We start from the raw sequence: 22,602 nt of genomic DNA, 5'->3' as shown, positions 1-22,602 counted from the left end.
AAGGGCGGACCCATGCGTGATCCCCTAGCCCCCCGGTGGCGCCGCCGCCTACCCGTCCCGGCCGCGCTGGCCGCCGCCACGGCGGTGGTGCTGCTGGTCGGCCCGGCGTCGGCCGTCGTGCCCGACGCCGCAGCTCCCGTCGAACTGGTCCGGGGTGCCGACGAGGAGGCGAACGTCGTCGAGGTGCTGCTCGCCGGCACGGCCCAACTGGACGCCCTCGTCGCCACCGGTGTCGACCTCGACCACCACGTCACCCGTGCCGAGGACGGCGTCGTCGCGCACGCGGTCGTCACCGCCACCGAGGCGGCGGCGCTGACCAGGGCCGGGTTCACGCTCGGTGAGGTGCTGCACCGCCCCGCCGACGCCCGGGCCCGGGTGGCGCAACGCGAGGCGACCATCGCCGGGCACGTCACGCAGAACCGTCGATTCGCCGCCGCGACGCTCGGTCCGGCCGCGTCCGCCGTGTCCGATGTCAAGATCATCCGGGCGGACTACTACACCTCCGGCACCGAGCAGGTCCTCTCCGTCGAGGCGAAGTGGGCGCAGGGCCAGAGCGCCGCCGACGCCCTCACCGTCGAGCGGGACAGCGGGCCGGGCACCGAGATCGGCTCCGGCGGGACGCAGACGATCTCCCGCTTCGTCGACGCCGGGGTCTACCTCTACCACCGGGGCGCCGCCCCGGTGACCAGCCGCCCCGACCGGATCCGGATCACCAGCCCCACCGGCGACGTGGCCGTCGCGCAGGTGCGGGAGTGGCTGCCCACCCCCGGCGACGGCCCCGAGGGACCCGGCTACCAGAAGGACTTCGTCACCAGCTACCTGACACCGACCGAGCTGTACGCGCGGATCCACCAACTGGCCGCCGAGTTTCCCCGGCTGGCCGAGATCGTCGAACTGCCGCACCGGACCAACGGCTACCGGCGGCACGCCCAGGCGGTGCTGGGCGCCGCCACCGACAGCCGCGTCGCGGTGGACTCCCGCGCCTGGGGGCACGAGGGCGGCAACGACGTCTCCGTGGAACTCGTCGACCCGGGTGCCGCGAACGTGCCGCTGTCGGTGACCGTCGCCGGCCCGGCCGTCCGGGTCACGCTGGGCACCGACGGCGACGGCGCGGTGAGCAGCACCGCCGCCCAGGTCGTCGCGGCGCTCAACGCCGAGGCCGGGACGCTCGTGCGGGCGTACACCTATCGGGGCAGCACGGGCGCCGGAGTGGTCGCGCCGGCCGCGCGGACCTCGCTCAGCGACGGCCTGAGCGCGCCGGCGACCGTCTCGCGCGACCCGCATCCGGTGTACGCCATCCGCATCGGCAAGCACCGGGACGGCTCGAAGCTCGGCGTGCTCGCGTACGCCCAGGAACACGCCCGCGAGTGGGTGCCGCCGCTGGTGACCGTCGAGACCGCCGAGCGGCTGCTGCGCAACTACGCCCACGACGGGCGGACCCGGCAGCTGCTGGACAACCTCGACATCTGGATCGCTCCCTCGATCAACCCCGACGGCGGCCACTACTCCTTCTACGACTTCAACTCCCAGCGCAAGAACATGACCAACCACTGCCCGACGACCGGGGCGGCCGACTTCCTGGCCCGCAACTCCTGGGGCGTGGACAACAACCGCAACTACACCGAGTACAGCCTCTTCGACGGCTACTCGGGGGCGTCGGCGAGCTGCACCAGCGGCACGTACGCCGGCCCGAGCGAACTCTCCGAGCCGGAGAACCGCAACCTCGACTGGCTGGCCTCCCGCCCCAACATCCGGTTCTCGATGAACCTGCACTCCTCAGGCAACTACTTCATGTGGTCGCCGGGGGCGTACGCGCTGCCCGGTCGCGTCTCCGCGCCCCGCCCGACGCTCGCCCAGGAGTCGGCCTTCTGGGGTGCCTCGGCGCGGATCCTGGCCGCCATCAAGCGGCACCGCAACATGGCGGTCACCCCGGCGCGCACCGGCCCGATCTCCGACGTGCTCTACTCGGCGGCCGGCAACTCCGGGGACATGCTCTGGTACAAGTACGGCATCTACGCCTGGAACTTCGAGGTCGGCACCTCGTTCCAGCCCGAGTGGGACGAGGCGCACGCCGAGACGCTGGAGTTCGCCAACGGCCTGGTCGAGCTGATGCGGGTGGCCCGGGACCACGCCAAGGACCGGACCCGGCCGCGCAGCACGCTCGCGGTCGCGCCGAGCGCGACGCCGGGCATGGTGGACGTGACCTTCTCCACCAGCGAGCCGGCCGCCGTCTTCTACACCCTCGACCGGGCCGCCCCCACGTACGCGTCGACGCTCTACGGCTCGGCGGGCGTCCGCGAGGGCGGGGAGACGCTCACCGTCCCGGCGGGCACCCGCATCCACTGGTTCTCGGTGGACTCGGCGGGCAACGTCGAGAACGGCTACCGCCCCGACGGCAACGGCCGCAACTACCGCAAGGGCACCGCCGTCCTGCGGGCGCGCTGACCGGGCGCGCGCGGTGGGGTGTGCGGGATGTCGACCTGCACACCCCCTGCTCGCCGGGCTGGTGCCGGGGAAACGACGCGATCAGCGACCGGGCAGCGTGCCCAGCAGGACCGCCCGGGAGCTTCGGTGTGCCAGATCCTCCGCCACGTTGCCCAGCAGCTTCTCGTCGAGCCCGTGCCCTCGTCTCCCGATCACCAACAGGTCCACGTCCCGCGCGTCGGCGACCGCCAGGAGAGCGTCGGCCGGGTGACCGACGACGACCTCCGTACTGGGGGCGGGCAGTTCGTCGGGCAGGACGCGCGCGGCCTCGTCCAGCATCCGCCGGGCCCGCCGGTGCTCCTCGTCCGCCTCGATATCGACCACGTCCGGGTCGGTCACGGTGACCAGCACCAGCTCGCTGGTGGTTCCGCCCAGCGCGTGGGCGACGGCGCGCAGCGCCCGGTCGGAGTCGGGCGAACCGTCCAGACCGACCAGCACGCGCAGGCCGGGCCCGGTCGACGCCGGTGCCCGGGACCGGACGTCGATGCGGTGTGGCTCGGCCCGACCGCGCTCCGCGGCGATCGGAATGAACAGCGGACCGAGCAGCCCTCCGACGAGATACCAGAGCAGGTTGCGGTGCCCGCCGCGGGTGACGAAGACGGCCGCGGTGACCAGTCCGGCCACCAGCCAGGCCACGATCGCCAACAGGGCCAGTCCCAGTTCAGCCACGGCGTCCTCCCGGCGTGGTCGGTACGGGCGGGCAGCATGACTACCCCCGGTGGCCGCGGGTAGGCCACCGCGTCCGAACAGGGACGGGTCGCCGACCTCGCCGTCCGCACCCGTCGGTCGGATCGCCGGTCCGGTGCTCGCGTACGGTGATGAGGCGCGCGGGACGGGTTCGGCGAGCCACAGCCGGGTACCAGTGCACCCGGCGTCGTCGTCGGACGGGACGGCGGAGACCGCTGGTTCCGGTGCGCACGGGGGTGCGGTCGGCGATGGACGAACCGTCCCCTGCCGACGAGGAGACCCCGTGACCGACGCCGGCCGGCGCCGCGGCAGCCTGTTCGCCCGACGTTCGTGGGCGGAGACCGGCCGAATCTCCGCCCTCCTGCGCCGGGAGACGGTGGGTGGGGTGCTTCTGCTCGTCGGGGCGCTGTTGGCACTGTCGTGGTCGAACTCGCCCTGGACCGAGCACTACCAGACACTGCGGGACGTCCGTGTCGGTCCGGCCCTCCTGCACCTCGACCTCAGCCTGGCCACGTGGGCGGCCGACGGCCTGCTGGCCGTCTTCTTCTTCGTCGCCGGGCTCGAACTCAAACGTGAGTTCGTCGCGGGCGACCTGCGGGATCCGCGGCGCGCTTCGGTGCCGGTGGCGGCGGCCTGCGGCGGAGTGCTGGTGCCGGCCCTGCTCTACCACCTGATCGCCGGTGGCGACGCGCCGAAGGGCTGGGCGATCCCGACGGCGACCGACATCGCCTTCGCCCTGGCGGTGCTCGCCGTGGTCGGTCGGTCCCTGCCTCCGGCGCTGCGGACCTTCCTGCTCACCCTCGCGGTCGTCGACGACCTGATCGCGATCGTGATCATCGCCGTCTTCTACACCACCGGCCTGTCGGTCGTGCCGCTGCTGGGTGCCCTGGCCCCCCTGGCGATCTTCGGCCTGCTGGTGCAGCGCCGGATCCGGTCCTGGTGGCTGCTGCTCCCACTCGCGACCCTGACCTGGGTGCTGGTGCACGAGTCCGGAGTGCACGCGACCGTGGCGGGGGTTCTGCTGGCCTTCACCGTTCCGGCCGTCGGCAGCTACGCGGCCGGGGGACCGGGCGCCGGGCCGGGCCTGGCCGAGCACTTCGAGCGTCGGTTCCGGCCGATCTCCGCCGGCGTCGCGGTGCCGATCTTCGCGTTCTTCTCCGCGGGGGTCGCGGTGGGTGGCCTGACCGGCCTGGCCGGCGCGCTCACCGATCGGGTGGCGATCGGCATCGTCGTCGGCCTGGTCCTCGGCAAACCCGTCGGCATCATGGGCGCCACCTGGCTGGTGTCCCGGTTCACCCGCGCCACCCCCGACGAGGGCCTCAACTGGCTCGACGTGCTTGGTCTGGCGCTGCTCGGCGGCATCGGCTTCACCGTCTCCCTGCTCGTCGGCGAGTTGGCCTTCGGTCTGGGCAGCGAGCGCGACGACCACGTCAAGGTCGCCGTGCTCACCGGCTCCCTGCTCTCGGCCCTGTTGGCCGCCGTGATCCTGCGCGCCCGTAGCCGGCTGTACCGGCAGGTGCGCGAGGCGGAGGCCGTCGACCGCGACCGGGACGGCGTGCCGGACGTGTACGACGCGCACCCCGACCGGCCTGACATGCACTGAACACCCGCGCCGGACCGAGCACCGTGGCGGACGCCGCGACGAAGCCGACGCCGGTGGACGCCCCGCCCGCTCAGTCCGGCAGCAGCGGCATCTCCAGGCCGGGGTTACGGCCGAGCAGCACCGCCCGGGTGAGCGCCCCCGACCCGAACCGGTCGCGCACCGCGTCCACGGCCGCGTCCAGGTCCGCCCCCGGGTCGCGCTCGAACGGCAGCGGCGGCTGGACGGGGGAGTCGTCGAGGTTCGCGACGGACACGCCGAGCAGGGTCACGCCCCGCCGCTCGATCTCGGGCAGCGCGGCCCGCAGCAGCGTGCGCGCCGCGCCGAGCAGCGGGACCGTGTCGGCGGTTGCCTTGGCCACCGTGCGGGAGCGCGTCGCGCGGGTGTAGTCGCCGAAGCGCAGGCGCAACGTCACCGTCCGGCCGGCCCGCGACGCCGCCCGCATCCGCCGGGTCACCCGGTCGACCAGGCCGGCGAGGATCGCCTCCAGCTCGGCGGGGGAGTGCGGGACCGCGCCGAGGGCGTGCTGCGCGCCCATCGAGGAGCGCCGGCGGCCGACCTGCACCGGCCGTGGGTCGCGGTTGTGCGCGAGGGCGTGCAGGTGCCGGCCGACGCCCGCGCCGAGCAGCGAGACCAGCGTCGCCTCGCCGAGGCGGGCGACCTGTCCGACCGTACGGATGCGTCGCTCGCGCAGCTTCGTGGCGGTCACCGGCCCGACGCCCCACAGCCGCTCCACCGGCAGCGGGTGCAGGAACGCCACCTCCCCGTCGGGCGGGACGACCAGCAGGCCGTCGGGCTTGGCGACCCCGCTGGCTACCTTGGCGAGGAACTTCGTGCGGGCCACCCCCACGGTGATCGGCAGGCCGACCCCCTCACGTACGTCCCGGCGCAGGCGGGCCGCGATGTCGGCGGGCGGGCCGACCAGCCGGCGCAGGCCGCCCACGTCGAGGAACGCCTCGTCGATGGAGAGCCCCTCGACGATCGGGGTGGTGTGCCGGAAGATCTCGAACACCGCGCGGCTCGCCGCCGTGTAGGCGGCCATCCTCGGCGGCACGACGATCGCCTCGGGGCAGAGCCGCCGGGCCTGCCGGCCGCCCATGGCGCTGCGGACGCCGCGGGCCTTCGCCTCGTAGCTGCACGCGAGGACGACGCCGCCGCCGACGATGACCGGCCGCCCGCGCAGGCGCGGATCGTCCCGCTGCTCGACCGACGCGTAGAACGCGTCCAGGTCGGCGTGCAGGATGCTGGCCTCGCGCGACACGAACACATGTTCGCATGGAACCCGACGGCAGCGGTACTGACCTGCCCGAACGCGTCGCCGCCTACAGCTCGTCGAAGGGGCGGGCGTAGGCGAACCCGCCCTGGATCGACGGCCGCCAGGCGCTCAGCGGGCGGGCCATGAAGTAGCGCGGCCCCCACTGCTGCGGCGGGGTGACGCCGAGGTCGACCGCCGGGCGGAACCCGAAGCGCGGGTAGTAGTCGGGATGCCCGAGCAGCACCACCAGGGCCTCCCCGAGCGCGTCGGCCGCGCCGAGCACCGCGTGCATCAGCGCGGAGCCGACGCCGCGCCGCTGCCAGGCCGGCAGCACGCCGAGCGGGCCCAATCCCAGCGCGACCGGCTCGCCGGCGACCATGCCCCGGGTGCACACGACGTGCCCGACCACCTGCCCGGCGTCGTCGGCCGCGACGAGGGAGAGGGCCGGCAGCCACCCGTCGTCGGCCCGCAGGGCGTCCACCAACCCCGCCTCGACGGGTACGGCGTCCGGCTTCCCAGCATCGGCGAAGGCGGCCAGGTGCACCGCCCGGATCGCGTCGACGTCGGCGGGGGTCTCACGTCTGATCAACACCGCGTCACCATAGGCGGGGCGCGGCCCGCGGTGCACGCCAATATGGTGCGCACCGGAGCATGTGGGAGGCCGCCGGGCCGCCCCACGGCCCGGCGCCGGACGGCAGGTCAGGACATCGCGGTCGCCGAGGGCGGGGCGGTGCCACCCTGCGGGGCCTCCGCCGTCATCAACCGCACGATCTCCGCCCGGTCGGCGGCGGACGGCAGGCCCCACTCGGGGCGGTAGCCGTACACCTCGTGCAGGGGGTGCGAGGCGGTCCGGCCGTCGAGGACCTCGATGGCGTCGGTGTCGATGAGGCCCGGGTGCTCGACGCCGCACGCCTCGGCGACCTTGACCAGGTCCCGGCGCAGCGTGCGGATGTAGTTGGCGGCGCGCACCGACTTGGAGCCCGGGTCCACACCTCGGACGAGCCACGGGTTCTGGGTGGCGACGCCGGTGGGGCAAGTGTCGGTGTGGCACTTCTGGGCCTGGATGCAGCCGATCGCCAGCATCGCCTCCCGGCCGACGTTGACCATGTCGCAGCCGAGCGCGAACGCGACCACCGCGTTGTCGGGCAGACCGAGCTTGCCGGCGCCGACGAAGACCACCTGCTCGTGCAGGTCGCGCTCGGCGAAGACCTTGTAGACCCGGGCGAAGCCCTGCTGGAACGGCAGTGACACGGAGTCCGTGAAGATCAGCGGCGCGGCGCCGGTGCCGCCCTCGCCGCCGTCGACGGTGACGAAGTCGACGCCACGGCCGGTGTCACGCATCAGGGTGGTCAGCTCCTCCCAGAAGCCGAGGTCACCCACCGCGGACTTGATGCCGACCGGCAGGCCGGTCTCGGCGGCGAGCAGCTCCACCCAGTCGAGCAGGCTGTCGCAGTCGGAGAACTCGGCGTGCCGGGACGGGCTGACGCAGTCGCGCCCCTGCGGGATGCCCCGGGTCGCGGCGATCTCGGCGGAGACCTTGGCCGCCGGCAGCAGCCCGCCGAGGCTGGGCTTCGCGCCCTGGCTGAGCTTGATCTCCAGCGCCCGTACCGGCGCGCCGGCGACCAGGTCCCTGAGCCGGTCGAGGCTGAACCGGCCGCGTTCGTCGCGGCAGCCGAAGTACGCGGTGCCGATCTGGAAGACCAGGTCACCGCCCTTGCGGTGGTACGGCGACAGCCCGCCCTCACCGGTGTTCTGGAGACAGCCGGCCAGGGCCGCGCCCCGGTTGAGCGCCTCCACGGCGTTGCCGGACAACGACCCGAAGCTCATTCCGGAGATGTTCACCACCGACTCGGGCCGGAACGCGTGGGCGCGGCCCCGGGCGGCGCCCAGCACCTTGGCGCACGGCAGCCGCACGTCGTGCCCGGCGCCGGGCGTCGACGGCGGGACGGCCCGACCGAAGGTGCGGTGCTTGATGATCGGGTATCCGGGGGTGAACTCGATGTCGTTGTCGGTGCCGAAGCCGAAGTAGTTGTTCTGCTGCTTCGCCGACGCGTACACCCAGCGGCGCTGGTCGCGGGTGAACGGCCGCTCCTCGTTGTTGCCCGCGACGATGTACTGGCGTAGCTCCGGCCCGATGGACTCCAGCAGGTACCGGGCCCGGCCGAGGACCGGGAAGGTACGCAGCAACGCGTGGTCGCGCTGGATCAGGTCACGCGCGGCGAGGGCCGCGACGGCGGCGACGGCGGCGGGTACGGCTCGGCTTGCCCACTTCATGCCCGCCACTCTTTCCGCGATCGCCCCCCGCCAAACGGACCGGCGGAGGCGCGGTCGACGTCGACGACCCGGACGGCGCGCGGATCAGGGCGACGTCATCAGGCGGTGGACGACCAGCATGGCGATGTCGTCGGTCGGCTGCTCGGCGGCCAGCGCGCCCATCACCGTGGCGCAGACCTGCTCGGCCGGCGCCGGCCGGACCACCTCGGCGAGCCGCCCGAGGCCGACGTCGATGACCTCGTGGCGGCGTTCGACGAGGCCGTCGGTGAAGCAGACGAACACCGCTCCCGGCGGGAACCGCACCTCCGTGCGCTGCCGGGCCGGCGGCCGGCGACCCGTGCCGAGCGGGGGGTCGGCGTGGACCGCGACGGGCTCGCCCGACCGCCCCGGCGCGGCGAGGACGGGACGCAGGTGCCCGGCGGCGGAAAGCCGGATGCGGGTGCGGTCGGGGGAGATCATGGCGTACAGCGCCGTGGTCAGGTTGCCCGCCTCGAAGTGGCCGACCTTGCGGTCGAGGAGCGTCAACGCCTCCGCCGGGTCGTCGCAGACCAGCGCGTAGGCGCGCAGCGCGCTGCGGATGCGCCCCATCACCACGGCCGACTGAAGGCCGTGGCCCGACACGTCGCCGATGACCAGGCCCAGCCAGCCCGACGGCAGGACGAACACGTCGTACCAGTCGCCGCCGATCCCGGCGACGTGCCCGGGCACGTAGCGGGCGGCCAGGTCGAGGCCCGGCACGCCGGGCAGCTGGGTGGGCAGCAGGCTGCGTTGCAGGGCGAGGGCGGCGCTGTGGTCGAGGTTGTGCGACCGGGCGAGGCTGGCCAGGCTGGCCCGGTCGGCGACCAGCTCCAGCAGGCGTACGTCGTCGTCGGTGAAGTGGCGTCGGTGCAGCGTGCCGACGTGCAGGACCCCGATCAGCTCGCCCCGGGCGAACATCGGCACGCCGAGCAGCGACCGCAGCCCCATCGCCACCAGGACCGGGTTGACCACGCTGCCGGGGACGACGTCCTCGACGATCACCGGCCGTCGGGTCAGGGCGATGCGGCCGGCGAACCCGCGGCCCACGGAGACGCGGAAGCCCTGCCGGACCTCCTCCTCCAGCCCCTTGGCCGCGGTGGCCACGAGCTGCTGGGCGTGCGTGTCCAGCAGGAGGATGGCCGCCGTGTCGACGTCGAGCAGGTCCCGGACCCGGTCGAGCAGCTCGTCGAAGAGGTCGGCAGCGTCGAGGCGGGACAGCGTCGCGTCGGTCACGGCCTCGATGCGGCGCAACCGTTCGTCGTCCCCGATGAGCCTCTGATCGGCCACCACAGGATCCTAGCCCTGTCGGTCGGGCCGACCGTCCCGCGAGCGTGCGGTGCCGGTGCGGCTCGTCCGTCACCGGCGGGACCGCCCGGTCAGGCCCGGCGGCGGGTCGTCCACGCCTGGAGGGTGGGCCGGCGGACCACCGCGATGCGGTCGCCACGGGCGCGCAGCGACGTACGCCCGCCGCGTCCGCGTCGTACGGTCAGGTCCACGGTGCGACCGCCGACCCGCACGCCCTCCAGCACGAGGTCCGGCAGCCACTCCGGCAGGTGCGGATCAACGAAGATCGTGCGCAGCGGCGCGGCCGGGCACAGCGCCAGCAGGGCCTGGATCAGCGCCACCACCGCGCTGGCAGACCAGGCCTGCGGGGAGCAGGAGTCCGGATAGACGCCGGGGTGCGGGTGGGCGTCGTCGCGGGGCAGGCCGCTGAGCACCTCCGGCAGGCGGCGGCCCGGCGTACCAGCCCGGCGCCGTACGTGGGGTGCCCGGTCGCGGCGAAGGCCACCCCGGCGTGCCGCAGCGCGGCGTACCAGTACGCCTGCAACTCGCTGGTGGCGAGCGGGTTCGGCACCACCTCGCCGTGCTCGTCGACGATGGCGGTGTCCGAGTCCTTGAAGTTGCTGCTGCCCAGCCGCGCGAGCTCGCGGGCCAGGGTGCCCGGGCGCGCGCGGCGGCGTCGCCCGGCTCGGCGAAGCTCGGCGGCGGCGCGGCGAGGCGCTGCCCGTCGAAGACCGGCTCGACGAGCAGGTCCACCCGCCGGCCCGTGCGGGTTCGCCCCCACGGGCCGGCGGCGGTGGTCAGTGGCGGAACGACCGGCGTACGACGCCGCCGACGAGCGCGCACCAGGTGTCGAGGTCCAGCTTGCCGTGGGCCGGCAGGCCGTGGACGCGCTGGAGGTCCTTGACGGCCATCTTGGTCGGGTGGTCGTACTCGCCGGTGGTGGTGACCTCGGTGTGGCCCCGGAAGTTCAGCAGGAACTGCACGGCGGTGACCGGCAGGCCGGTGGCGTCCCTGCCCAGCTCCGGCACCAGGGTCTCCCAGGTGGGCGCGGTGAGGGTGGCGTCGACGTCGACTCCGATGCCGTTGCGGTACTGCCAGTCCTGCACGGCGGCGACGGTGGCGGCGTCGAAGACGCTGTTGACCGGTACGGCGTAGCCCCGGTGGGCGAGCAGGTACTGCACCACCCGTACGGAGGGGGAGCCGACGAAGCGCCACAGGTCCGGCCAGCGGCGGGCCGGCACGTCGCCGAGGTCGGTGCCGAGTTCCTCGAAGACCCGGCGGCGCAGGGTGGGGAACTGCCGGTAGAACGCGGCCCCGGGGCAGAGCGTGGTACGGAAGTCCCAGTGGCCGAAGATGTCGTGGGCGTGTAGCCCGTACCGCCGGCAGATGGTCGCGCAGAGCGCGACCAGCGAGTCCAGCAGCGCCTCCGGCGGCGTCTCGGTGACGTACGTGCCCTCGTTCTCGATGCCGATGGCGCGGCCGTTCTCGCCCGGGCAGTGCGCCGAGATCATCTGCCGGTCGCCGGCCCGCAGCCGCTCCAGGCTGCCCCGGCGCCCCTCCATGACGTAGCCGCCGCGGCTGATGGTGAAGTGCTGGCCGGTGTCGGACCAGCCGTTGCCGTCCATGTGCAGGTTCTGGCAGTCGCGGGCCAGCTTGACCGCCTGCGCCTCGGAGTAGTCGGTGACGTTGGGGAACGCCATGTGGTGCACGATGATCTTGTTGGTGGGGATGGCGCTGACCGACAGCGGGTCCGCCGGCGGGCGCGCGCCCCACTCGTCGCAGCTGTAGATCCAGTCCAGGTCGGAGCCGGGGTCCGCGTGGGCGGTGCCCGGGAGGGCGAGCTGGCTGCCGACGACCGCGACCGTGGCGGCGCCGAGGCCGGCGCGCAGCAGGGTCCGGCGGTCCAGTGCGGAATCCTCGACGTGCATGGCGTCTCTCCTCTGCGGCCGGAGGTGGGGGCGGGGGCGGCCCCTGAAAAGGAACTCCAGGCTTCGCGTGTGCAGTGGAGGATATTGCCAAGGCGTGGCAGTGCGCCAGAGGCCGGCCGAGGTCGGACCAGCTTCCCCGGACGGGGCGCCAGTTCGCGCCGACTCTCGATCTCCACGTGCAGTTCCTCCGCCCGGCCCGCCCCGGGCGGCTGGTGGGTCGCGGGCGGGTCACGCAGCGCGGCAGGGTAGCCGACCGTCAGAGCACCTGGGAGAGGAAGCGGCGCAGCCGGGGGTGCTCGGCCCGCTCGAAGATCGCGGCCGGCTCGCCGGCCTCCAGCACCACGCCGCGATCCATGAACGCCACCGTGTCGGCGACCTCGCGGGCGAAGCCCATCTCGTGGGTCACCACCACCATCGTCATGCCACCGGCGGACAACTCGGCCATCAGCCCCAGCACGCCCTTGACCAGCTCCGGGTCCAGGGCGGAGGTCGCCTCGTCGAAGAGCATCACCTGCGGGCGCAACGCCAGCGCGCGGGCGATCGCGACCCGCTGCTGCTGCCCGCCGGACAGGTGCGCCGGGCGGGCGTCGGCCTTGGCCGCCAGCCCCACCAGCTCCAGGTGGTCGCGGGCGAGGGCCGCCGCCTCGTCCGCGTCGAGCTTGCGGATGCGGCGCAGCGCGAGGGTGACGTTGCGCAGCACGCTCATGTGCGGGAAGAGGTTGAACTGCTGGAAGACCATGCCCACCCGCTGCCGCAGGGCGTCGGGGTCGTCGCCGCGCACGCTGCGCCCGTCGAGCAGCACGTCGCCGCGGTCGGGCTCGATGAGCCGGTTGATCGTACGCAGCAGGGTGGACTTGCCCGACCCGGACGGGCCGATCACGCAGGCCGTCGCTCCGCGCGCCACGTCCAGGTCCACCCCGCGCAGCACCCGGTTCGCCCCGAAGGCAAGGTGCACGTCGCGGACGCTCAGGCTCACCGAGGTCGTCGTGTCGATGCTCATCGCTGGTTCCCTCCCGCCGCGCCCGGCAGCGCCAGGTCGAGGTCGTCGTCGGCGTCACCGGGAGTGGCCTGCCGGCCGTGCCGCAGCCGCCGGTCGATCCAGTTGACGGCGTGCGTCAGCGGGACCGTCAGCGTCAGGTAGAACAGCCCGGCCAGCAGCAGCGCCGACTGGTTGCCGGTGTTGGCCGCGTAGTCCTGCCCGATGCGGAACAGCTCACGCTGGCTGGCCAGCAGGCCGAGGAAGTAGACCAGGCTGGAGTCCTTGATCAGCGCGATGAGCTGGTTCACCCAGGCCGGCAGCACCCGCCGGATCCCCTGCGGGACGATCACCAGGCGCATCGCCTCGCCCCAGGACAGGCCCAGCGCCCGGGCGCCCTCCAACTGCGCGGCCTCCACCGACTGGATGCCGGAGCGGAAGATCTCGCCGATGTAGGCCGCCGCGATCAGCGACAGGGCCAGGATGCCCAGGGGATACGGGTTGGGCCCCCACACCTGCATCCCCAGCGGCGCCAGGCCGACCCCGATGAGCAGGATCGTCGCCGCCGCCGGCAGGCCGCGGAACACGTCGGTGTAGACCCGCGCCGGCCACCGCAACCATCGCGTACGCGAGATGCCCGCGACGGCCAGCGCCATGCCGAGCACCGAGCCGAGCAGGGCGGCGGAGATCGCCAGGATCAGCGTGTTGGGCAGCCCCACCGTCAGCATCTCGGGCAGCGCCTCGCGCATGGAGTCTGCGTCGAAGAAGGTCTCCCACAGGGTGCTCAACGGATCCATCGTCTCTCCCACCGCCCCGCTTGCTCGTCGTCGCTACGTCTCAGGAGGTGGCCGACGCCGACGGCACCGGAACCGTGCCGCTGCCCGGCGTGAAGTCGGCCGGGATGGGGCGGCCCGGGTAGTACTGGGCCTGCAGGCGGCTCCACGTGCCGTCGGCGATCACCTCGTCGAGCCCCTTGTTCAGCGCCTCGCGCAGCTTGTCGTTGCCCTTGGCGACCGCGTACGCCGTCGGGGCCGGGCTGAGCAGCTTGGCCGCAACCGTGATCTTGCCGGCGCTGTCGGCGGCCGACTTGTCGCCGATCTCGGCCGGGGCGATCCAGGCGTCGGCCGTTCCGGCCTTGAGCTGGTTGATCGCGCCGTTGTAGTCGGGCACCCGGACCGGGTCGAGTCCCTCGCCGGTGGCGTAGTCGTCCTGGACGGTGCCCTGCACGACCACCACCCGCTTGCCGGCGAGCTGGTCGAAGCCGGTGATCGACGAGCCGGCCGGCACGTCGAGTCCGAAGTGGCCGAAGTCGTAGCCGTTGCCGAAGTCGACGGTCTTCTTGCGCGCCTCGGTGATCGTGATCGAGGAGCTGCCGACGTCGAACTTGCGGTTGTTGACCTGCGACAGCAGGGCGGAGAAGTCGGTGCCGACGAACTCCACCTTCAGGCCGACCTTTTCCGCGACCGCGACGAGCAGGTCGTTGTCGAAGCCGGTGAACTTTCCGTCCTTGAGGTAGACGTTCGGCGGGGCGTCGGTGAGCGTGCCGGCGCGCAGCACGCCCGGCTGGAGCAGGCCGTACGGGTTGTCGGCCGCGTCGGCCGCGTCGTCGCCGCAGCCGGTCAGGGCGGTGGCGACGAGGACGGCGGCCACGCCGAGGGCGGCGGCCCGGGTGAGGGACGAGAGGATGCGCACAGGTGTCTCCGATGAGGTGTCTCCGGCGACGGGCACGGGCGTGCGTCGCCGACGGTGCGCCCGATGGGCGTACCGCTGGGATGGTTCAGGGAAGAGGGGGTGGCGCGCCTAGCGCGCGTCGCCGGGGCGACAGGAGGTGGCGCAGACCCGCATCATGTCGATGTGGCGGCGCCGCGTCAGCGCCGGCGACGCCGGTGCCACGGCGGGAACCGCCGGTGGGGGGAAGGTGCGCAGGGACATGGCTCTCCTCGGTCGGTGTCGACCTGGGAACCAGGCCGCGCTTGCACCGGAGCCGCTCCGATGCCTGGTCTTCACCCGGGGCACCCCTGCGCGGACGAGGGTTGCCGGCCAGCGAGCCGGGGCTTGACGCTGGCGCTCATGACCTGCCGACGAGGCTAGCAGCCCGCCACGCTGGGCCGTCCAGCCGTTATGACCACCCTCACGCGCCCGCCGACGGCGCGTCCGTCCCGTCCCGTCGCCTCGGCACCCGCCACGTCCGCCCCGGTCACTCCTCGATCGCCCCGCCGACGCGGCGCAGGTGCTGCCGGAAGGTGAGCCCGGGCTCGGCGGCGCGGCGGGTCAGGTAGTCGGCGAAGGCGGTCTGCTCCCGCAGCGTCTCCCCGGCGCGGATGCGCCGCGCCTGGAGCCGTTCGACGGTGCCGATGCGCTCCGCCGCCGCGAACAGCTCCGCAGCCCGCGCGGCGGGCAGGAACAGCACCCCGTCGTCGTCGGCGACCACGAGGTCGTCGGCGGTCACCAGGTGCGGCCCGACCCGGGCACTGGTGAGCGTCTCCGGCTCCCTCGGATCGAGCCGGGCCGGCCCCGCCGGCAGGCTGCCGTAGCTGAAGACCGGCAGGCCGATCTCCACCAGCTCCGGGGTGTCGCGGTGCAGGCCCCAGACGACGAGCCCGGCGACGCCGGCCGCGGCGCCCTCCAGCACCGCCAGGTCCCCGACGCACGCCTCGTCGGTCCGCCCGCCGTTGTCGATGACGAGCACGTCACCGGCGGCGGCGCCGCCGTACGCCTCCAGGAACACGTCCACGCTGCCGTGGTGGCGCACCGGCAGCACCCGGCCCACGAGACGGTGCCCGGGCACGACCGCCCGGATCCCGGCCGGCGCCGCGCGCGGGGGCACGCCGAGGCGTACGCAGGCGTCGGCGATCAGCGGCGTGGACAGCTCGGCGAAGCGCTCCCGCATGACGTCCTCCTGGCACGTGGTGGTGCGTGGGTCGTCATCGTAGGGAGCACGGGTGCCGCCGCGGCGAGGTCCAATCCGGTGCCGCTGGCTCGGACCTAGACTGTCCACGTGATTCCGATCGAGGCCGTCGCCGTCGCCTACGGCCGCTGGATCACCCCCGACCTGCCGCTGTACGGCAACGAGCACGACCGCTCCGACTTCGCTCCCTGACCGGCCCGGTGCCACGCCGCCCGCCGTTCACCTCCGCCACACCTCCGGGAGCGTTCCGCCATGCCCACACCCGACCACACCGGCGTCGTACCGCCCGCCGACCGGCCACCCGCCGCCGACCCCACCGACACCTCCGCCGTCGCGGTGCTCCGGGCGCCACGGGCCGCCCGGGTCCTGGCGGCCAGCCTGCTCGGCCGGATCCCGCTCGGCGCGGCCCCGCTGGCCCTGCTGGTGTTCGCCCGCGAGACGATGACGCTGACCGTCGCGGGCCTGCTCGTCGGCGCGTTCACCGCCGGCACCGCCGTGGGCCAGCCGATGCTCGCCCGGATGGCGCAGCGCTGGCGGCAGCCGCCGGTGCTCTGGCTGTCCGTGACGGCGTCGACGATCGGCTTCGCCCTCACCGCCGCGCACGTGAACCTGCCGGTGACGGTGTGCGCCGCCGCCCTGGCCGGGGCGGGCGCGCCGCCGTTCGAGTCGTGCCTGCGGGTGCTCTGGCGCGACCTGCTCCCCGCGCACCGCGTGCAGACCGCGTACACCCTGGACATCGCCGTCCAGGAGCTGATCTTCATCCTCGGCCCGGTGGTCACGCTCGCCGCCGTGGGCCTGGCCGGCCCGCCCGGCGGTCTGGCCGCCGCCGCGCTCCTGCAGGCCGTCGGTACCGCGTGGTTCGCCACGACCGACGCGGTGCGTCGCTGGCGGGGCGAGCCGGCCGTACGCCACTGGGCCGGGCCGCTGCGTGCCGGCCGGCTCCGCCTGGTCCTCGGCGCGCTGCTGCTGGTCGGCGCGGCGGTGGGCAGCGTGACCGTCGCCGCGACCGGATACGCCGAGGCGGCCGGAGCCCGGTCCTGGGCGGGCTGGTTGCTCGCCGCGCAGGCCACCGGGGCGCTGGTCGGCGGCCTGCTCTACGTACGCTTCGGCGGGCTGCGCCGGCATGCCACGCTGCCCCGCGCGGTCGGCGTCTTCGCCGTCGGCTACCTGCCGTTGCTGCTCACCCCGGCCCCGGCCGCGATGCTGGGCCTGATGGCGGTCAGCGGGCTCGCGCTGCCGGCGCTGCTGACCATCGCCTTCGTCGCGATCGACGACGTGGCTCCCACCGGCACGGTGGCCGAGGCGTTCGCGTGGGCGGCGACGGCGTTCTCGGTGGGCAGCGCGGGCGGCGCGGCGGTGGCCGGCGCGGTACTGGACGCGGCGGGGGAGGTGACCGTCGGCTTCCTGATCGCCCCGCTGAGCGCCGTCGCGGCGTGCGGGATCGCGCTGGCCGCCACCCGCGCCGCCGGCGGCGGTCGGTCGGCGAGCTGATCGCGGGGCCGGTGCCCGGCGCGCCGGGGCGGGCTCAGACCCCGGCCGCCGACTCCTCGGCCGGCTGGCCCGGCTGCCCGGGTACGACCGCCGCCGGCACCCGCGGCAGCGTGAACACGAAGCGGGTCCCGTCGCGGTACGCCTCGTCCAGGCTCAACGTCCCGCCGTGGTACTCGACGACCTTCTTGCAGACCGCCAGCCCGATGCCGGTGCCCGGGTACGCGCCCCGGGGGTGCAGCCGCTGGAAGATGACGAAGATCTTCTCCGCGTACCGGGGGTCGATGCCGATGCCGTTGTCCTCGACGGCGAAGGACCAGCCCTGCGCGGTGTCCGTCACGGTCACCCGGATGCGCGGCGCCCGGTCCGGGCTGCGGAACTTGACCGCGTTGCCCAGCAGGTTCTGCCACAGCATGGTCAGCAGGGTCGGCTCGCCCCGTACGGTGGGCAGCGGATCGCGGTCGATCGTCGCGCCCGACTCCTCCACGGCCCGCGACAGGTTCGCCTCGGCCTGCGCGAACACCTCGGCCAGGTCCACCTCCCGCTCGTCGCCGTAGACCCGGCCGATCCGGGAGAAGGTGAGCAGATCGTTGATCAGCTCCTGCATGCGGCTCGCCCCGTCGACGGCGAAGCCGATGTACTGCCGGGCCCGGTCGTCGAGCTGGTCGGCGTAGCGGCGCTCCAGCATCTGGCAGAACGACGCCACCTTGCGCAGCGGCTCCTGAAGGTCGTGCGAGGCGACGTACGCGAACTGCTCCAGGTCCTCGTTGGAGCGGCGCAGCTCGTCCGCCTGCTGTTCCAGGGCGTTGCGGTCGTGCTGGCTGCGTTCCCACGCCTCCACGACCGCGCGGCGCATCGTCTCCACGTCGCTGGTCAGCCGGGCGATGTCGGCCGGACCGTCGGGCCGCAGCCGGTGCCGGAAGTCGCCGCCGGCCACCTGACGCACCGAGGCGCCCAGCCGGTCCAGGGGCCGCAGCACCCGCGTACGCACCAGCACGGAGCCGACGATCCCGCACACCAGCAGGGCCGCGAGGATCGCCACGAAGGTCAGGTCCCGCAGCGCCCGGGCGGCGTCGAGGTCGCCCCGGCCGGCGTCGCGGATCCCGTCCAGGCGACCGACCAGCCCGGTCAGCTCGGCGCGCACCGCCGCGAAGGTCTGCGCGTCCCCGGTCACCAGCGGCGCCAGCTCCTGCGGCGTCGCGCCGGCCTGCCGGGAGGCGATCAGGCGTTCGGCGAACTCCGTGCGCCAGCGGTCGGCCAGCCGCCGCGCCCGCTCCAGGTCACCCAGCGCCTCCGGCTCGTCGGCGAGCAGGACGCGCAGCCGCGACATGGTGGCGCGTTCGTCCTCGACGCCCTGCCGGTACGAGTCGACGAAACGCGGGTCGGCGGTGACGACGTGGCCGCGTACGGCCGCCGCCTGGACGAGCAGGCCGCTGTCGAGCTGGCCGACGGCCGTACGGGCCGGGGCGACCCGGTCGGCGAGATGGTTGGAGACCCCGGCGGTGTGCCGCAGCGCGGCGGCGCCGGCCCCGCCGCCGAGCAGGACGATGGCGGTCATCGTCAGCAACAGGACAGTGAGCCACCGGCGGGTCGTCATCGGACGACGGGTCGTTGCCTCGGGAGTCGCCTCGCTGCCCACGACCTGCACCTTAGTGCAGTCGACGGGGCGCGGGCGCGGGGTGCTTGCCGTCGGGTGCTACCAGTGGCGTGTGTCCGTAACCGACCATGTCGCCGCCCGCCGGGACGCCCCGGACGTCCGGGGGCCGGAAGCAGCCGTTGCGCCGATGGCCGCGCCGGCTCCCGCGACCACAATGGCGACCGGGGGCGGCCCCACCGCCCCCGGCGCGGGGGAGGTGTACGCGTGAGCGGCTGGCAGGTCTCCGGCTACCGTCCGGTGCGGCAGCTCGGCGCCGGCGCGTCCGGCCGGGTGGACCTCGCCGTGCACGACGCGACCGGCACACCGGTCGCGATCAAGTACCTCACCGGCGGGATCGGCGACGATCCGACGTTCCGTGCCGGGTTCCGCGAGGAAGCGCGGCTGCTGGCCGAGATCGACGACCCGCACGTCTCCCGCCTCTACGAGTACGTCGAGTCGCCCAGCGGTGCGGCGATCGTCATGGAGCTGGTCAACGGGGTGTCGCTGCGGCAGATGCTGCGCACGCACGGACCGACGACGCCGGAGTCGGCGCTCTGCGTCCTCAAGGGTTCGCTGGCCGGGCTCGGGGCGGCGCACGCCAGGGGCGTCGTGCACCGCGACTACAAGCCGGAGAACGTGCTGGTCACCGCCGAGGGCACCAGCAAGCTGGCCGACTTCGGCATCGCCATGCCGGTGGGCGGGAGCTCGGGGATCAGCGTCACCGGCACTCCCCGCTACATGGCGCCCGAGCAGTGGACGGGCGCGCCGGCCAGCCCGGCCTGCGACATCTACGCGGCCACCGCCACCTTCTATGAGTGCCTCACCGGCCGGCCCCCCTTCGACGGGCGGGACCTGCCGACCCTGCGCCAGCAGCACGCCCGCGCGCCGATCCCCACCGACCCGGCTCCCGTTCCGGTGCACGACCTGCTGCGGCACGGCATGGCGAAGCAACCGGCCGAGCGACCGCAACCCGCCCAGGTCTTCCTAGCTGTGTTGGAGCAGGTGGCGGCCGAGGCGTACGGGCGGCGGTGGGAGGAGCGCGGCCTGCGCGAACTGGCCCGGAGGGCGGCCCTGCTCGCCGCCCTCCTGCCGTTCCCGGACGGCACGGGCGGGGCCACCAGCCTGGCCAGCACCGCGTTCGGCGAGGAGTCGGGCCGGTGGACGTGGCTACGATCCGGCCGGGCCCGCGTGGCGCTGGTCGGCGGCGGGCTGGCGGCGGCGCTCCTGCTGGGTGGCGCCGGGCTCAGCTACGCCGGCCGCGAGGAGCCGTTGCCCGCCGCCGCGACCCCACCACCCGACGTGCCGGCGGCCCCCACCGGCGCGCCGTCCATCCCGGCCACCGCGCCGGCCACCCCGACGGTCGGGGCGACGCCGACGCCGGACCCGACGGCCACTGCCCCTCCCCCGACCGCGACGACGGCGGCGCCGGACGACACGGGCGCCCCGGCGACCTCCGCCCCCGGCCCCGCCGCACCGACCGCGTCGACCAGCGCCAGCGCCGCGCCGGTGGACACCGTCGCGCCCTCCGTCGGGCGGGTGGCGGCCAGCCCGAGCGAACTCGACCCCCGGGGCTGCCCGTACGGACCCACGTCCAGCACGGTGTCCGCTGTCGTCTCCGACGACCGTACGGCCGCGGGGGAGCTGAGGGTCAGCCTCCGGTACACGTTGGATGGTCGTACGACCGAGGTGCCCATGGCGTCGGGTGCGCGCGGGGTGTTCCGGGGCGTCCTGGGCGACCTGCCCCGGCCGGCGGAGACCACCCGGATCCCGGTCCGGGTCGTCGCCGTGGACGAGGCCGGCAACACCTCGGCCGAGGGTTCGCCGGTCCACGTGACGCTGCATCCGTACTGCACGCCGGGCTGAGCCCGGACACCTCGATGCCGACCACGACGACGGAGGACGGGCCGCCGTGACCCAGCCGAACGACCCCACCGAGGCGCTGCCCACCCATCGGCGGCCGGCGGACGCCGCGGAAACCACCCGCCTCGTGGTCCACCGGCCGCAGCCACCGGCCGAGCCGACGGTGCGCCTGCCATCGGGCGACGCGACGGTGCACCTGTCGGCCGGGGAGGCCACGGCGCGCCTGCCATCGGGTGACGCGACCGTGCACCTGTCGGCCGGCGAGCCGACCGGGTCGTCGGCCCACGGTGAGGTGACGATGCCGCAGCGCGCCGTCGGCGGGGGGACCGGGACGTGGCCGGCGGCGCGACCCGCGTCGGGGGAGTGGACCGCCCGGGCGACGACCGTGGGAGGCGGGCCCGTGACCGGCACCGGGCCCGGTCAGGGGACTCTCTTCGGCGGGCCCACCGGCGCCGCCGCCCCGCCCGGCGGGGAGGTGCGGTTCGGGCCGGGCGTGCCGACGACCCCGCCGCCGGCGCCCGCGTGGCCGTCGTCGTCGCCGCCGCCGCGGCGGCGGCGGTCGGCGTGGCGGACGGTGACCTCGGTGCTGTCCACCCTGCTGACCGTCGCGCTGCTCGTCGCCGTCGGCCTCTACCTCTGGCAGCGGATCAGCCCCCTGGAGGTGACCGGGGTGACGCTGGCGGTCGCCCAGCCGGCGGGCGACCGGTGTGACGTCACGATCGACGTGGTCGCCACCGTGTCGACCAACGGCCGGGCCGGGGAGATCCGCTACCAGTGGCTGCGCACCGGCAGCGCGCCCGGCAGCCTGCTGACCGAGCGGGTCGGGCGCGGCCAGCGCACCGTCGAGCTGACGCTGCGCTGGGCCTTCAGCGGCGTGGGCACCACGACCGAGACGGCCACGGTCAACATCACCTCACCTGCTCCCGTGCAGGCCCAGACCCCGGTGTCGTACGACTGCCGGCGCCGCTGAGCGGGGGTTTCCCGGGTCGTCGCCGCGGGTAGGTCGGGCCGGACGAACCCGGATGCCGTGTGGAGGACTACCGATGAGAGACAACTTCGGCGACGCGGTGGGGGACGCCCTCCGGTCGGTGATGCTGTTCCTGCCCAAGGCCGTCGCCTTCGTGGCGATCCTGGTGGCCGGCTGGCTGATCGCCAAGGCCGTACTGAAGATCGTGGACAAGGTGCTGGAGCGGGTGGGCTTCGACCGTGCCGTGGAACGCGGCGGGATCCGGCGCGCCCTGGCCCGCTCCCGGTACGACGCCAGCGACATCGTCGCCAAGCTCGCCTACTACGGGGTGCTGCTGGTGACCCTCCAGCTGGCCTTCGGCATCTGGGGTCCTAACCCCATCTCCGACCTGATCGCGGGCGTGATCGCCTGGCTGCCCCGCGCCTTCGTGGCGATCGTCATCGTCGTGGTGGCCGCCGCCATCGCCAACGCGGTGAAGGACATCATCAGCGGTGCCCTGGGCGGGCTGTCGTACGGCCGGCTCCTCGCCACCATCGGCTCCGTGTTCATCCTCGGGCTGGGCGTCATCGCCGCGCTCAACCAGATCGGCGTCGCCACCGCCGTCACCACTCCCGTGCTGATCGCGGTGCTGGCCACCGTCGGCGGCATCCTCGTCGTCGGGGTGGGCGGCGGGCTGGTCCGTCCCATGCAGAGCCGCTGGGAGTCGTGGCTGAGCCGGGCCGAGCAGGAGTCGCGGCAGATCGCCACGCACGCCCGCGCCTACCAGGCCGGGCGCCGCGACAGCGAGGCGCACCTCGCCGCCACGGCCACGAGCGGCGACCCGGATGCCACGCAGGTGGTGTCCGGCCCCCGTGTCGCCGCGGACCCGGAGGCCACCCAGGTGGTCTCCGGCCCCCGCGTCGACGCCGACCCGACCGTGCCGGTGCCACGGCAGGGCGAGGCGGACACCACCCAGGTCACCTCGCCCGCCGCAGCCCGTCCGGCCGCCGAGGACAGCGAGGCCACCATGGTCATCCCGCCGCTGGACGGCGAGCAACGCCGCCGCTGAGCACGACGCCGGGGCGGGATCCGACCGGGTCCCGCCCCGGCGTGTGTCCGGCGAAGGGTATGCCCGTGCGGGCCGGCGCGACTACGATCGCCGGCATGACGTGGCGATGTTGATGCACTGCTAGGGGCCACTGCCGTGGGCCGCCGCGGTCGCCGTACGTCCGGCGTCCGCTTCGTCCCCACAGGAAGG

General features: G+C 74.4%; 18 protein-coding genes, 1 pseudogene and 1 riboswitch. Of the genes and pseudogenes, 7 read left to right on the top strand and 12 right to left on the bottom strand.

What is annotated here, in order from left to right; translation table 11 throughout:
* Positions 1-12: 12 nt before the first annotated feature.
* Positions 13-2,445: a M14 family metallopeptidase gene (locus AC5L34_RS25325; RefSeq protein ID WP_494827245.1), complete on the top strand. Its 2,433-nt coding sequence runs from the start codon at positions 13-15 to the stop codon at positions 2,443-2,445.
* A gap of 81 nt (positions 2,446-2,526) precedes the next feature.
* On the opposite strand, the gene AC5L34_RS25320 is transcribed toward AC5L34_RS25325, so the two are convergent.
* Entirely contained in the window at positions 2,527-3,153 is a 627-nt protein-coding gene (locus AC5L34_RS25320; RefSeq protein WP_441177214.1) for a universal stress protein, read from the bottom strand.
* A 301-nt stretch (positions 3,154-3,454) separates the two neighbouring features.
* Between AC5L34_RS25320 and nhaA the strand changes: the two genes are divergently transcribed.
* Positions 3,455-4,774, top strand: a complete 1,320-nt coding sequence (gene nhaA / locus AC5L34_RS25315) for a Na+/H+ antiporter NhaA (RefSeq protein WP_494827243.1) — start codon at positions 3,455-3,457, stop codon at positions 4,772-4,774.
* 70 nt (positions 4,775-4,844) lie between these two features.
* On the opposite strand, the gene dinB is transcribed toward nhaA, so the two are convergent.
* The 6 genes from dinB to AC5L34_RS25285 form a co-directional block, all read right to left on the bottom strand.
* The gene (gene dinB, locus AC5L34_RS25310; protein ID WP_441177212.1) at positions 4,845-6,032 is read right to left on the bottom strand and encodes a DNA polymerase IV; all 1,188 of its coding nucleotides are present in this window, start codon (positions 6,030-6,032) and stop codon (positions 4,845-4,847) included.
* A 61-nt stretch (positions 6,033-6,093) separates the two neighbouring features.
* Positions 6,094-6,618 (bottom strand): GNAT family N-acetyltransferase, encoded by a 525-nt coding sequence (locus AC5L34_RS25305; RefSeq protein WP_441177211.1) that lies wholly within the window; start codon positions 6,616-6,618, stop codon positions 6,094-6,096.
* A 107-nt stretch (positions 6,619-6,725) separates the two neighbouring features.
* A complete protein-coding gene (locus AC5L34_RS25300) occupies positions 6,726-8,300 on the bottom strand; it encodes an FMN-binding glutamate synthase family protein (RefSeq protein ID WP_441177210.1) in 1,575 nt (524 codons plus the stop codon).
* Between the two features lie 84 nt (positions 8,301-8,384).
* Complete coding sequence (locus AC5L34_RS25295) at positions 8,385-9,605, bottom strand: PP2C family protein-serine/threonine phosphatase (RefSeq protein WP_441177209.1); 1,221 nt, start codon at positions 9,603-9,605, stop codon at positions 8,385-8,387.
* 89 nt (positions 9,606-9,694) lie between these two features.
* Positions 9,695-10,036, bottom strand: a complete 342-nt coding sequence (locus tag AC5L34_RS25290; RefSeq protein ID WP_494827239.1) for a hypothetical protein — start codon at positions 10,034-10,036, stop codon at positions 9,695-9,697.
* A gap of 363 nt (positions 10,037-10,399) precedes the next feature.
* Positions 10,400-11,530, bottom strand: a complete 1,131-nt coding sequence (locus AC5L34_RS25285; RefSeq protein WP_441177207.1) for a peptidoglycan recognition protein family protein — start codon at positions 11,528-11,530, stop codon at positions 10,400-10,402.
* A gap of 74 nt (positions 11,531-11,604) precedes the next feature.
* Here AC5L34_RS25285 and AC5L34_RS25280 point away from each other — a divergent pair.
* A pseudogene (locus AC5L34_RS25280) lies at positions 11,605-11,763 on the top strand (hotdog domain-containing protein); the annotation flags it as partial.
* 23 nt (positions 11,764-11,786) lie between these two features.
* Here the strand turns inward: AC5L34_RS25280 and AC5L34_RS25275 are convergent.
* From AC5L34_RS25275 to AC5L34_RS25260, 4 genes are all read right to left on the bottom strand, one after another.
* The gene (locus AC5L34_RS25275) at positions 11,787-12,524 is read right to left on the bottom strand and encodes an amino acid ABC transporter ATP-binding protein (protein ID WP_357723034.1); all 738 of its coding nucleotides are present in this window, start codon (positions 12,522-12,524) and stop codon (positions 11,787-11,789) included.
* 2 nt (positions 12,525-12,526) lie between these two features.
* On the bottom strand, positions 12,527-13,303 hold the full coding sequence (locus tag AC5L34_RS25270; RefSeq protein WP_101410064.1) for an amino acid ABC transporter permease: 777 nt from the start codon (positions 13,301-13,303) through the stop codon (positions 12,527-12,529).
* A 40-nt stretch (positions 13,304-13,343) separates the two neighbouring features.
* The gene (locus tag AC5L34_RS25265) at positions 13,344-14,198 is read right to left on the bottom strand and encodes an ABC transporter substrate-binding protein (RefSeq protein WP_494827237.1); all 855 of its coding nucleotides are present in this window, start codon (positions 14,196-14,198) and stop codon (positions 13,344-13,346) included.
* 272 nt (positions 14,199-14,470) lie between these two features.
* A riboswitch (SAM riboswitch) is annotated at positions 14,471-14,582 on the bottom strand.
* Positions 14,583-14,703: 121 nt separating this feature from the next.
* The gene (locus tag AC5L34_RS25260) at positions 14,704-15,396 is read right to left on the bottom strand and encodes an RraA family protein (RefSeq protein ID WP_494827235.1); all 693 of its coding nucleotides are present in this window, start codon (positions 15,394-15,396) and stop codon (positions 14,704-14,706) included.
* Between the two features lie 270 nt (positions 15,397-15,666).
* Here AC5L34_RS25260 and AC5L34_RS25255 point away from each other — a divergent pair, with 270 nt between their 5' ends.
* Positions 15,667-16,905 carry an MFS transporter gene (locus tag AC5L34_RS25255; protein WP_441177204.1) on the top strand — a complete coding sequence of 413 codons (1,239 nt, stop codon included), beginning with the start codon at positions 15,667-15,669 and terminating at the stop codon, positions 16,903-16,905.
* A gap of 34 nt (positions 16,906-16,939) precedes the next feature.
* On the opposite strand, the gene AC5L34_RS25250 is transcribed toward AC5L34_RS25255, so the two are convergent.
* Positions 16,940-18,460 carry a sensor histidine kinase gene (locus tag AC5L34_RS25250; RefSeq protein WP_441177203.1) on the bottom strand — a complete coding sequence of 507 codons (1,521 nt, stop codon included), beginning with the start codon at positions 18,458-18,460 and terminating at the stop codon, positions 16,940-16,942.
* 303 nt (positions 18,461-18,763) lie between these two features.
* On the opposite strand from AC5L34_RS25250, the gene AC5L34_RS25245 reads away from it, so the two are divergent.
* The 3 genes from AC5L34_RS25245 to AC5L34_RS25235 all read left to right on the top strand — a co-directional run bounded on the left by AC5L34_RS25245 (position 18,764) and on the right by AC5L34_RS25235 (position 22,413).
* Positions 18,764-20,401, top strand: coding sequence for a serine/threonine-protein kinase (locus AC5L34_RS25245; RefSeq protein WP_494827232.1), 1,638 nt, complete (start codon positions 18,764-18,766; stop codon positions 20,399-20,401).
* Positions 20,402-20,447: 46 nt separating this feature from the next.
* On the top strand, positions 20,448-21,368 hold the full coding sequence (locus AC5L34_RS25240; protein ID WP_494827231.1) for a hypothetical protein: 921 nt from the start codon (positions 20,448-20,450) through the stop codon (positions 21,366-21,368).
* Positions 21,369-21,441: 73 nt separating this feature from the next.
* Positions 21,442-22,413: a mechanosensitive ion channel family protein gene (locus tag AC5L34_RS25235; protein ID WP_494827229.1), complete on the top strand. Its 972-nt coding sequence runs from the start codon at positions 21,442-21,444 to the stop codon at positions 22,411-22,413.
* Positions 22,414-22,602 lie beyond the last annotated feature (189 nt).

Source organism: Micromonospora sp. ZG13 (assembly GCF_059359355.1).
The sequence above is the reverse complement of the archived record's forward strand: the minus strand, read 5'-3'. Positions and strand labels throughout refer to the sequence as shown.